This is a genomic window from Paraburkholderia sp. RCC_158, assembly GCF_041355255.1.
GTDB classification, from domain to species: domain Bacteria; phylum Pseudomonadota; class Gammaproteobacteria; order Burkholderiales; family Burkholderiaceae; genus Paraburkholderia; species Paraburkholderia graminis.
On record NZ_JBFUPM010000001.1, the window covers coordinates 454,937 to 467,181 of the forward strand.

The window sequence follows — 12,245 nt, forward strand, 5'->3', positions numbered from 1 at the left end:
TTTACCTTCGGACGTTACCTTCGCGCGTCACAGTTTGCGCAGCAGCCCGGCTGCCGAACGCATCCGGCGCTTGCGCTCCTTGTGCAGCCACTGCAGCACGTCCGCTGCGTCGCCCGAGCCGGCGAACAGGCCGGCGTTGTCGCGCAGCAATACTTCGCTTGCGACGATATCGTTTAGTGTCCCGAAACGTTTTTGTACCTGCTTCAAACGCTTCAGCGTGCGCTTGTGGCTGCCGCTCAACACCGGCTCGAAGAATTCCAGCAGATAGCGGAGCTTCTTACCGGCTTTTCTTACGTCGTGAAAAGCCGCGTAGTTCGAGCGCTTTGCGTGGCGCGCGCGTTTCGCGCGCTTCATCAGCGAACGCTCGGACGCTGCGACCCGCTTGTTGGCAAACTTGCGCAGCGGCACGCGTTCATGTGCGGTATTGATGTCGGTGGATGCGCTCGTCAACGCGTCCCGCAGCAGATGTTTGACGTCCGCGTTCGTCAGCGTTTCTCGGCTCGTTGTGAGCGCATCGCCGCGCGCTTTCTCGAGCGTCGGCGCGACGCTGCCCGCGCCACTGTCTTCATGCCGGATCAGTTCGATCAGGATGTCCCAGTCGCGCGTCTTGCCGGCCGCCGTGGCCAGGTACTTGTAGAGCGCGCGTTGCCGCGTGTTTTCGCCCTTTTCGAGGAGCGGCGCGAAGGCCCACCACAACGAACGCAAGCGGCGCAGCGAAACGCGGAGTTTGTGCAGCGCTTCGGGCGATGGATCGTCGCGCACCGCATTGGCGTACGCGATCGCGTCGCTCACGAGCGGAGCCGCATACGATGCGAACGCCGCCTGCGCCGTCGGCTCGCTCGCGTTGGAACCGCTGGCCGCGGCGCCTGCGTCCGCTTTGCGGTTTTCCTTGTGACCGTCGCGCTTCATTGAAGCTCCCTGGAAAGTGCTGCGCGTTTCCAGCGTAGCAAAAAAGATTCCCGCATGCCGCTAGCACCCCGCCTCGCAGCGGCAAAACCGAGGCGCGATCCGCCAGCGTCGTCAGGTGCGAGCCCTTCTGTGCGAGCGCCGGCCGTTGTCATCGTACCGACACACGCGCCCAGCAGGATCGGTGGTTCCGCGACATTCTTCCAGGGGCACACGTCATGCCGGAGCTTTCATACCCGCAATCGAGCGGGGTCAGTGGCAAGGGGCGCAATCTTGGCCTCGTGGTTTTCCTCGCCGTGATCGTAGTCGGCATCGGCTATTGCAGCATGCAGCTCGTGGGCGACCTGCAACCCGTGCGCGAGGGTTCCATCCTGCCGTATCTGCTACTCGGCGTGGCGCTGCTGATCGCGCTTGGCTTCGAATTCGTCAACGGCTTTCACGATACCGCGAACGCGGTGGCGACCGTCATCTACACGCATTCGCTCGCGCCGAATCTCGCGGTGGTGTGGTCGGGCACATGGAATTTTCTCGGCGTGCTGACTTCGAGCGGCGCGGTCGCGTTCGGCATTCTGCAACTGCTGCCGGTTGAACTGATTCTGCAAGTGGGCAGCAGCGCCGGCTTTTCGATGGTGTTCGCGTTGCTCATTGCCGCGATCATCTGGAACCTCGGCACCTGGTATTTCGGCTTGCCGTCGTCGAGCTCGCATACGCTGATCGGCTCGATCATCGGTGTCGGCCTGATGAATCAATTGATGCATGGCGCGAGCGGCACGAGTGGCGTGGACTGGAACCAGGCGCTGGGCGTCGGCAAGTCGCTGCTGTTTTCGCCGCTCATCGGCTTTCTCGCGGCCGGCCTGCTGCTGATGATCCTCAAAGCCGTTGTGCGCGTGCCCGCGCTTTACGCCGAACCGAAGGGCAAGGAGCCGCCGCCGTTCTGGATTCGCAGTCTCCTGATTCTGACCTGCACGGGCGTTTCGTTCGCGCACGGTTCGAACGACGGCCAGAAGGGCATGGGCCTCATCATGCTGATCCTGATCGGCACCGTGCCGACGGCGTATGCGTTGAACAAGGCCGTCACGCCCGCCGAAACGCAGACCTTCGTCGCGGTCGCCCAGCAAACGTCGGCCGCGCTCGCGCGCTATACGAACGGCGCGCCGCCGTCGGCCAATCCGCGCGCCGATGTCGAAGCCTATGTGCGTACGCATCAACTCACGCCTGCAACCGTGCCCGCGCTAAAACAACTGACGGACGTGATCGCGCAGCAAGTCGGCGCATCGGGTTCGATGGCCGGCGTACCGCAAGGCATCGTCGATAACGTGCGCAACAACATGTATGTCGCGTCGGAAGCGATCCGCCTGATGAACAAGGCGAAGCAACCGGCGTTCGCCCCGGAAGACGCGAAGGCCATCGACAACTTCAAGGCGCAAACGGATCACGCCACCAAGTTCATTCCGACGTGGGTCAAGGTCGCGGTCGCGATTGCGCTGGGCCTGGGCACGATGGTCGGATGGAAGCGGATCGTCGTGACTGTCGGCGAAAAAATCGGCAAGCAGCATTTGACGTACGGACAGGGCGCGTCCGCCGAACTGGTCGCGATGATGACGATTGGCGCGGCCGACATGTACGGTCTGCCGGTGTCGACGACTCACGTGCTGTCTTCCGGCGTGGCGGGCACGATGGCCGCGAACGGCGCGGGCTTGCAATGGGCGACGGTGCGCAGCCTCGTGCTCGCGTGGGTGCTGACGCTGCCGGTATCGATCGCGCTCGCGGCGGGATTGTATTGGGTGTTTCGGGCGGTGTTTTGAGGTGCTATGCAGCTTCGCTCGGACCGCAGTGGTTTAGCGCCGCTGCTGCGGTCTGAAGGCGCCGACATGATGCTGATGAGATTTGAGGTGATTAAGGCCCGCATTCGCCTCGAATCATGAGTCGATTAAAAGGCGCGCGCTTCTGAGTCGATCGCGCGCACGTAATCGACTCCCCCCTCAATAAACCTCAGGCACGATCATCGAGGCCGGCACCGGCTGGCGGCTGTACTCGTCGTGATAAACACGCGCCGGCAGTTCGACACGCGGATGCTCGATCTCGTGATACGGCACCTGGTTCAGCAGATGCTGGATGCAGTTCAGCCGCGCGCGCTTCTTGTCGACGGCCTGCACGACCCACCACGGCGCCTCGGGAATATGCGAGCGCTGCAGCATCACTTCCTTCGCCTGCGTATAGGCCTCCCAGCGGCGCCGGCTTTCGAGATCCATCGGACTGAGCTTCCACTGCTTCAGCGGATCGTGAATGCGGTTCTGGAAGCGGATTTCCTGCTCTTCGTCGGTGATCGAAAACCAGTACTTGACGATCTGCACGCCGCTGCGCACCAGCATCTTTTCGAACTCCGGCACGGAGCGGAAGAACTCTTCGTATTCGTCGTCGGTGCAAAAATTCATCACGCGCTCGACGCCCGCGCGGTTGTACCAGCTTCGATCGAACAGCACCATCTCGCCGCCGGCCGGCAGATGCGACACATAGCGCTGGAAATACCATTGCGTGCGCTCGCGATTGTTCGGCGCCGGCAGCGCCGCGACGCGGCACACGCGCGGATTGAGCCGCTGCGTGATGCGCTTGATCGCGCCGCCCTTGCCCGCGGCATCGCGTCCTTCGAAAATGACCACGAGGCGATGCCCCGTCTCAACGATCCAGTCCTGCAGCTTGACCAGTTCGCCCTGCAAGCGGAACAGCTCGCGGAAATACATCTTGCGTGCTTCGCGGCTCTCCGGCGTGAAGGCCTCCGAACCGTCGAGTATGCGGTCGTCGACCTCCATCTCGAGTTCCTCGTCGTACGCGTCGATGAGGTCCTCCTCGAAACGGCGTTGCCGCTCAGTCAGCAACTCGGCTTCGGGTCTCGGGTCCTGCTCTTTCATTGCGGCTCTCCTGACGACGGAAATGATCGGGCGCGCGGCGGCAAGCGCGACGCGGACGCGCCCGATTATCGGTGCGCCCGGTGTCAGCCGTGTTACCGTTCAGCCGTTTCATGATAGCGAGTTTTTCGCCGACGCCCGCGCGTCGCGCAACGGTTTCGCGAAGCTGAGTTCGTGGCCGTCCGGATCGCTGATATGAAAATAGCGCTCGCCCCAGGGCGCATCGGACGGCTCCAACGACGGCTCGAAGCCCGCCGCCAGCGCCTTGCGATAAACCGCGTCGACATCGGACACATAGACGATCACGCGGCCCCACCAGCTAACCGGCGCACGCGGATCGGCGATCAGATTCAGATACGTTCCGCCGAATTCGAACGACGTAAACGCCGCTTCTTCTCCGCCGAATTTGAGCGGGAAGCCGAGAGCCTGATAGAAGCGCACCGCTTGCCGCATGTCGCCGGTGGCGAGCGTAATCGCGCTGAGCGACTCGATGCGCGGCTCGGCATCGGACGATGGTGCAGGCACATCGGAAGGCGTGGCAGACGAATTCATGGTGGCTCACTCCCTGGGTAGCGGCCGCGAACGGCGCGCGAGTACCGGAAAGTGTCTCACACGGCACGGAAAAAAGACCCCGGGCTCTTTCGAGCGCGAGGTCTTCCGTTAATTGTGAGCGGCACATCTCAACCCATGCACCGCTCACACAATCCGCACAACGCTTACTGGATAATCCGCGTCACGCCACGGCCACGCGGATCGGCTGCCGGTTCGGGCGTGTTGTCGTTGATCTTGATCGCCTGAATGTCGCCGTTGAAATTCTGCGCCTTCAGCGTATAGCCCTTTGCTTCGACGGCCTTTGCAAGCTCGCCGTCGATCGGCATATACGGCTCCCAGAAAATCGTGTTCGGCGGCAGCAACTGATGATGGAAACGCATCGCGGCGACCGCTTCCGGCAGCGGCATATTGAAGTCGTAGACGTTGTTGATCACCTGGAAGATCGACGTGAAGATGCGCGAGCCGCCCGGCGTGCCGATCACAAGCGACACCTTGCCGTCTTTCGTCAGAATGGTCGGGCTCATGGACGAAAGCGGGCGCTTCTTCGGTTCGATCGAATTGGCGTCGCTGCCCACCACGCCGAACATGTTGGCGACGCCCGGCTTCGCGGAGAAGTCGTCCATCTCGTCGTTCAGCACGATACCCGTGCGATCGGCGACCACGCCCGAGCCGAAGTAACCGTTCACGGTGTACGTGTTCGACACCGCGTTACCCCACTTGTCGACGACCGAGAAATGCGTGGTTTCCGCTTTCTCCGGCATCGACGTGCCGAGTCCCGGCTGCACGCTCTTCGTGTCCGACGGCGTTTCCGTATTGACCTCGGCGGCGCGCTTCGCGATGTAGGCGTCGTCGGTCAATTGCGCGACCGGCACCTTGTAGAAGTCCGGATCGCCGAGATATTGCGCACGGTCCGCGAATACGCGCTTTTCGATTTCCGCGATCAGGTGAATGTATTGCGGCGAATTGAGCGGCACGTCCTTGAAGTCGTCCGCGCGATCGGCTTTCATCTTCAGCAGTTGCACGAGGCCGATGCCGCCCGAACTCGGAGGCGGCGCGGTGTACACGCGGTAGCCTTTCCAGTCGGCCTGAATCGGCTGACGCCATACGGCCTTGTACTGCTGCAAGTCGGCCTTGGTGATGAGGCCGTGACCGCGCATGGACTCGGCGATCAGATCAGCCGTCTTGCCCGAATAGAAATCTTTCGCGCCCTGATCGGAAATCCGCTGCAATACGGCGGCGAGATCCGGTTGCTTGAAGTTGACGCCCTGCTTCAGGTTGCCAAAGTAGGTGTCGAAGTTCGTCTTGCCGGCGAATTCCTTGGCCGCCGCATCGCGGCGCTCCTGCAATTGCTCGCTGACCACGAAGCCGTCGCGCGCATAGTGGATGGCCGGTGCGAGCACCTGCTTCCATTTGAGCTTGCCGAAGCGGCGCTGCGCCTGCCACATGCCGTCGACGGTGCCGGGCACGCCCACCGCGCGATAACCGTACAGGCTCATGCCCTTGATGACCTCGCCCTTATCGTCGAGATACATGTTCTTCGTTGCCGCCAGCGGCGCGCGCTCGCGATAGTCGAGAAAGTACGGCTTGCCGGCCACGTACAGCGTCATGAAACCGCCGCCGCCGATGTTGCCCGCTTCCGGATAAGTCACGGCAAGCGTGAAGGCGATGGCCACCGCGGCATCGACCGCATTGCCGCCTTCCTTGAAAATCTGTTCGGCGGCATCCGCGCTGTACTCGTCCGCGACCGCGATGGCGGACGCGGTGAGAACCGCCGGCTGCGCTTTGACGGGCGGCTTCGCGACGGCCGGCGTGGCCTCGAGAAAGCCGAAGGAAACAGACAACACAGTGGCCAGTGCGAACACGCTGGCCGACGATCTGGCGTTGCGGAACAACCTCATTGTTAATCCCCCAAGACGACTGTTTCACCTGACGATAACGACAGTTCCCTTGGGCTTATAACATGCGAAGCGCCTCTTTGCGAAGCCGCGCAAATCCGTAAGGCACCTGCTGCGGCACACAAAGAGGCGTACGGCTTCGATTAAACAGCAGCCGCGGGCGTGAGAACCTGCGAGGCCACTTCATCCACTGCGGCGCGAGCGAGCTTGACGATTTCGTCGACCTCGTCGCGCGAAGTCACGAGCGGCGGCGCGAAACCGAGAATGTCGCCATGCGGCATCGCGCGGGCGATCAGGCCGCGTTGCAACGCAGCAGCCGACACGCGCGGGCCGACCTTCAGCGCCGGATCGAACGGACGGCGCGCGTCCTTGTCGGCCATGAATTCGAGCGCGGCCAGCATGCCCACGCCACGCACTTCGCCGACGAGCGGATGCGAATCGAACGCGGCATGCAATTGCTCGAGCAGATACGCGCCGGTTTGCGCCGCGTTTTGCGTAAGATTCTCGCGCTCGAGAATATCGAGGTTCGCCAGCGCCGCTGCCGCGCAGATCGGATGTCCCGAGTAGGTCCAGCCGTGCCCCATCGGACCGAATTCCTGCGAAGCCTTGTCGATCACATCCCACACGCCTTCGCTCACAATCACGCCGGAGAGCGGCGCATACGCGCTCGTCAAACCCTTCGCGACGGTGATGAGGTCGGGCGTCATGCCGTAGTGCTGCGCGCCCATCTTCGAGCCGAGACGGCCGAAGCCGCACACCACTTCGTCGGAGATCAGCAGAATGTCGTGCTTCTTCAGCACCTCTTGGATCGCGGGCCAATAGCCGGCAGGCGGCGGCAGAATGCCGCCCGTTCCCATGACCGGTTCGCCGATGAACGCAGCGATCGTGTCGGCGCCTTCGCGCGCGATCAGTTGCTCCAGTTCCTCGACGCAATATGCGACGAACTGCGTTTCGTTCATGCCGGCCGGCGCATTGCGATACCAGTGCGGACACGTGGTGTGCTTGACGCGCTCGATCGGCAGGTCGAAGTATTGATGAAAACTCGGCAGACCCGTGAGGCTGCCCGTCACGATGCCCGAGCCGTGATAGCCGCGCTGCCGCGAGATGATCTTCTTCTTGTTCGGCCGGCCCTTCACGTTGTTGTAGTACCAGACGAGCTTGATCTGCGTTTCGTTCGCGTCCGAGCCCGACATGCCGTAGTACACCTTCTTCATGCCCTGCGGTGCCCAATCGATGATGCGCGACGACAGTTCGATGATCGTATCGGTCGAGTGGCCGACATACGTGTGATAGTAGGCAAGCTTCTTCGCCTGCTCGTAAATGGCCTCGGCAACTTCGGTGCGTCCATAGCCGATGTTCACGCAATAGAGACCCGCGAAGGCGTCGATAAAAGACTTGCCTTGATGGTCTTCAATGCGGATGCCTTTTGCGCCCGTCACGATGCGGCCCGGCAGCGCGCCGCTCGCATGGTCGTGAGCATGCGTCGACGGGTGCATGAAATGCGCGCGGTCGGCGCTGAAGAGTTGATCGAGTTGTTCGGGCTGAGTCATCAAATGCTCCTTCGTTGAATGCGTGAATGAGTTAGGCGGCCGCGGCGCTGCGAGCGGGCAGGCTTTGCGTGACCGGCAAGCCGAGTTGGCCGAGGCAGAAATAGCGTGTTTCCACAAAAGGTTCGAAGCCTTCGGCGCCGCCTTCGCGGCCGAGTCCCGACGACTTGATGCCGCCAAACGGAATCGGCGCACCCGTGAACTTCGCGCCGTTCACCGAGACCATCGCGAAGTCGAGGCGCCGAATCAGTTGAAAGACCGTGTTCAGATCGCGCGCGCAGACATATGCGGCAAGACCGTACTCGGTGTCGTTCGCGCGCTCGATTACTTCGTCCAGCGAATCAAATGGCGTGAGTGCGGAAATCGGCGCAAAGTTTTCTTCGTCGTAGATGCGCATGCCAGGCGCGGCGTCGGCCACCACGGTCGGCTCGAAGAACCAGCCGCCGCGTTCGTGCGCCGATCCGCCAACTGTGATGCGCGCGCCCTTGGCTTGCGCATCGGCGACGCGCTGCATGGTCGTGTCGAATGCGGCTTGATGCATCAGCGGGCCGACGTCCACATCGGCTTCGAATGCCGAGCCCACTTTCAATGTGCGAACGGCGTCGCTGTATCGCGTGACGAACGTCTCGTACAACGGACGCGCAACGAAAATGCGATTGGCCGCGCAGCAATCCTGGCCCGACGTCTGGAATTTCGCGGCGATGGCGACGCGCACGGCCTGTTCGAGGTCGGCGTCTTCGGTGACGATGAACGGCGCGTTGCCACCCAGCTCCAGCGCCGTCTTCTTGATGCCCGCGTTTGCGACGGCCTGCATCACGAGCCCGCCGACGCGAGTCGAACCGGTGAAGCTCACCGAGCGCACGCGTGAATCGCCAACCAGCGTTTGCATCGCCATTTGCGGTTCGCCGAGCACCACGTTGAATACGCCCGCTGGAAAACCGGCTTCTTCGGCGAGTTGAGCGAGCGCGAGCGCGGAGAACGGCGTTTCGTGCGCGGGCTTCACGACGACCGTACAACCGGCCGCGAGCGCGGCGGCCGCCTTGCGCGTGATCATCGCGCAAGGGAAATTCCACGGCGTGATCAACGCGGCAACGCCCACCGGTTCGATCACGGTGCCCAGTTGCGCGCCGTCGATATGCGTGGGAATGGTGCGGCCATTCAGACGCCGCACTTCATGCGCGAACCATTCGACGAAGCTCGCGCCATACGCAATCTCGCCGCGTGCTTCGGCGAGCGGCTTGCCCTGTTCGAGCGAGAGAATCGCCGCGAGGTCGTGCTGATGGCGCAGGATCAGTTCGTGCCAGCGTAGCAGCAGCGCCGAGCGCTTCGCGACCGGCAGCCAGCGCCACGCGGAAAAGGCGCGCTGTGCGGCGTCGACGGCTTCCGTGATCTGCGCCGCGTCGAGCATCGGCACATGCCCGAGCACTTCCTGATCCGCGGGATTGCGCACGGCGACACTTGCCGCGCTTGCGCTATGCACCCAGCGCCCGTCGACGTAACACAGCGATTTGAACAGAACCGGATGACCCAGCAACATGACGACCTCCTGTGTGCGATGTATGTCTGTCACTGTACGTTGAGCGGCCTCGCGGTTTTTTCGGTTCGCGTGCGCCGAAGCCGGCGTTTTTTCCGTAATGCGCGGCGGCGCGTGGTGTTTTTTCGGCAGCGTCGCCGCGTGCTTCAACTGTCGTCGCCGGACGATTCGTCGGCCCAGTCGGGCACACCTTCGGGCATGCTTTTCACGACCTTCGTGACGATGTACGTGAAGTACTTTTCGATACCCAGTTCAGCCGTGAGCAAGGAATCGATAAACCGCTGATAGTGGTCGATGTCGCGCGCCATCACGTGCATCACATAGTCGACGCCGCCGCCCGTCGCATGGCATTGCACGACTTCGGGCGACGCGCCAATGCGTTCCTCGAAACGCCGCATGTCCTGCGCGGTATGCCGCGCGAGCGTGACCTCAACCACCACGCGCGCGCCCTTGAACGCGCGCAGCCAGTCGACGTCCGCGCGGTAACCGCGAATCACGCCGCTGTCCTCGAGGCGCTTGACGCGCTCCCATGCCGGCGAAATCGACAGATTGATTTCCTCCGCGAGACGCGACTTCGTGATGCGTCCGTCGCGCGCAAGAATGCGCAGAATCGCCAGGTCGTAGCGGTCGAGTTTCATCGCGCTCAGACGCTCACCGGTATGCCGCGCTCGACGACATCGGCGACCACCGCAACCGTATCGCCGATGCGCACGAGCCCCGGAAAATGCCGAGCCGCGAGCAGACCGCCGCGGCGTGCGCGATATTCGACCGGCGCAACGCCCGTGCGCGACGCATCGTAGATTCGCGCGATCACCTCGCCGCTTTCCACCATCTCGCCGAGGTCCTTGCACAATTCGAGCAGGCCGTCGTGTTCGCTCGTGGTGAAGCAGGTGCCGTCGGGCATATCGAGCAATGTGGTGGTGCGTGCCGCTTGCTCGCCCGGTTCCTGAACGAGAATGCCCGCGTGCTGCAAAAATCCTCGCACGCCGCGCACTGCGATCGCGACGCTTTTTGCGCTGGCCGTGCCGCCGCCGCCGAGTTCCGTCGATACGAAAACCTTGCCCGCTTCCTCGGCCGCGGTATCGAAGAGTCCAACGCTGTCCAGTTCCAGCATACGCATCGAATAAGGAGCGCCGAATGCGCGCATCGCCGCTTCGCAGCGCGCCTGCTGCCGCTCGTCGGATAGCAGATGGATCGCGGCAAACGGCACGAAATCCAGCGTGCGGCCGCCGGCGTGCAGATCGAGCACATAGTCAGCGAGCGGCAGCAAATGGCGCTGAAAGTAATCGGCGATCTTTTCGGTGACGGTGCCGTCCGGCTTGCCAGGAAAACTGCGATTCAGATTGCCGCGATCGATCGGCGACGTGCGACTGCCCGCGCGAAACGCCGGGTAGTTCATGAACGGCACGATAATCACGCGGCCTTTCACGTCCGCGGCTCTGAGCGTCGACGCGACTTGTGAAAGCGCGATCGGTCCTTCGTATTCGTCGCCGTGATTGCCGCCTGTGAGCAACGCGGTCGGCCCTTCGCCGTTGCGAATCACGGTGACGGGAATCATCACGGCGCCCCACGCGGACGCATCGTGCGAATGCGGCAGTTTTAGAAAGCCATGCTGTTCGCCGTCGACATTGAAGTCGACGGTCGGCTGAATAGGCGAGGCGCGCATATGCACTACTCCTTCACGAACAGCTTGCGCGGCGTATTGCAGAACGTCTCGACACCGTTCTCCGTGATCAGGATGCTTTCGGTAATTTCGAGTCCCCAATCGTCGAGCCACAGGCCCGGCATGAAGTGAAACGTCATGCCCGGTTCGAGCACGGTCTTGTCGCCTGGACGCAGACTCATGGTGCGCTCGCCCCAATCGGGCGGATAGCTCGCGCCGATCGGATAACCGCAGCGGCTGTTCTTTTCGATGCCGTATTTATGCAACATCGCGAAGAATGCGTTGGCGATGTCCTCGCAGGTGTTGCCTGGTTTGGCCGCGGCAAGACCGGCCTCGATGCCTTCGACCACCGCGCGTTCGCCGTCGATGAAATGCTTGGGCGGCTTGCCGAGAAACACCGTGCGCGACTGCGGACAGTGATAGCGCTTGAAGCAGCCGGCGATTTCGAAGAACGTGCCCGCGCCTTTCGCGAACGGCGTGTCGTCCCACGTGAGATGCGGAGCGGCGGCGTCCGCGCCGGTCGGCAGCAGCGGCACGATGGCCGGATAGTCGCCGCCGTAACCGTCCACGCCGCGAATGCCCGTCGAATAGATCTCGGCCACCAGATCGTTCTTGCGCATGCCCGGCTCGATTCGCTCGACAATGCGCTCATGCATCGCCTCGACAATACGCGCCGCCACGCGCATATATTCGATTTCGCGCGGCGACTTCACTGCGCGTTGCCAGTTCACGAGGCTCGTCGCGTCATGCCACTTCGCGTTGGGCAGATGCTGGACGAGCGAGCGGTAAGCCGCTGCGCTGAAATAGTAGTTATCCATTTCGACGCCGATCCTGAGCGCGCCCCAGCCGCGCGCTTCAATCACATCGCGCGCGAGGTAGTCCATCGGGTGACGCACGGCGGACTGCACATAATGATCTGGATAACCAACTATATGGTCGTGCTGCATGAACACCGTGCGCTTCGCGCCGTTTGCGTCCTGACCGCGGCCGAACCATACCGGCTCGCCGTCAAGCGCAAGCAGCACGCATTGGTGCACGTAGAACGACCAGCCGTCGTAGCCGGTCAGCCACGCCATATTGGTCGGGTCCGACACGATCAGCAGTTCGATCCCGGCGGCCTGCATCGCCTTGCGGGTCTTGCCGATACGTGCGTCGTATTCCGCTCGTTCGAACGGCAGGCGTACAGCCAACGCCTGATCGCTCACATTGCGTTCCAGTTGAGTTGTCTCGGACATCGTCCCC

10 protein-coding genes are annotated in these 12,245 nt (G+C 62.6%); 1 reads left to right on the plus strand and 9 read right to left on the minus strand.

What is annotated here, in order from left to right:
- Window positions 1-27 precede the first annotated feature (27 nt).
- Window positions 28-909 (minus strand): CHAD domain-containing protein, encoded by an 882-nt coding sequence (locus AB6809_RS02030; protein WP_006049609.1) that lies wholly within the window; start codon window positions 907-909, stop codon window positions 28-30.
- Between the two features lie 215 nt (window positions 910-1,124).
- Here AB6809_RS02030 and AB6809_RS02035 point away from each other — a divergent pair, with 215 nt between their 5' ends.
- Window positions 1,125-2,711: an inorganic phosphate transporter gene (locus tag AB6809_RS02035; RefSeq protein WP_029966806.1), complete on the plus strand. Its 1,587-nt coding sequence runs from the start codon at window positions 1,125-1,127 to the stop codon at window positions 2,709-2,711.
- Window positions 2,712-2,888: 177 nt separating this feature from the next.
- Here the strand turns inward: AB6809_RS02035 and ppk2 are convergent, their stop codons facing one another.
- From ppk2 to doeA, 8 genes are all read right to left on the minus strand, one after another.
- On the minus strand, window positions 2,889-3,815 hold the full coding sequence (ppk2, locus tag AB6809_RS02040; RefSeq protein WP_029966808.1) for a polyphosphate kinase 2: 927 nt from the start codon (window positions 3,813-3,815) through the stop codon (window positions 2,889-2,891).
- A 108-nt stretch (window positions 3,816-3,923) separates the two neighbouring features.
- On the minus strand, window positions 3,924-4,364 hold the full coding sequence (locus AB6809_RS02045) for a glyoxalase/bleomycin resistance/extradiol dioxygenase family protein (RefSeq protein WP_029966810.1): 441 nt from the start codon (window positions 4,362-4,364) through the stop codon (window positions 3,924-3,926).
- 164 nt (window positions 4,365-4,528) lie between these two features.
- Window positions 4,529-6,262 (minus strand): gamma-glutamyltransferase, encoded by a 1,734-nt coding sequence (gene ggt, locus AB6809_RS02050; RefSeq protein WP_029966812.1) that lies wholly within the window; start codon window positions 6,260-6,262, stop codon window positions 4,529-4,531.
- Between the two features lie 140 nt (window positions 6,263-6,402).
- Window positions 6,403-7,809 carry an aspartate aminotransferase family protein gene (locus AB6809_RS02055; protein WP_029966814.1) on the minus strand — a complete coding sequence of 469 codons (1,407 nt, stop codon included), beginning with the start codon at window positions 7,807-7,809 and terminating at the stop codon, window positions 6,403-6,405.
- Window positions 7,810-7,840: 31 nt separating this feature from the next.
- Complete coding sequence (locus tag AB6809_RS02060) at window positions 7,841-9,343, minus strand: NAD-dependent succinate-semialdehyde dehydrogenase (RefSeq protein ID WP_029966816.1); 1,503 nt, start codon at window positions 9,341-9,343, stop codon at window positions 7,841-7,843.
- A gap of 143 nt (window positions 9,344-9,486) precedes the next feature.
- Window positions 9,487-9,978 (minus strand): Lrp/AsnC family transcriptional regulator, encoded by a 492-nt coding sequence (locus tag AB6809_RS02065; protein WP_029966818.1) that lies wholly within the window; start codon window positions 9,976-9,978, stop codon window positions 9,487-9,489.
- A gap of 5 nt (window positions 9,979-9,983) precedes the next feature.
- A complete protein-coding gene (gene doeB / locus AB6809_RS02070; protein ID WP_029966820.1) occupies window positions 9,984-11,006 on the minus strand; it encodes a N(2)-acetyl-L-2,4-diaminobutanoate deacetylase DoeB in 1,023 nt (340 codons plus the stop codon).
- A 5-nt stretch (window positions 11,007-11,011) separates the two neighbouring features.
- On the minus strand, window positions 11,012-12,238 hold the full coding sequence (gene doeA / locus AB6809_RS02075) for an ectoine hydrolase DoeA (RefSeq protein WP_029966822.1): 1,227 nt from the start codon (window positions 12,236-12,238) through the stop codon (window positions 11,012-11,014).
- Between the last annotated feature and the right edge of the window lie 7 nt (window positions 12,239-12,245).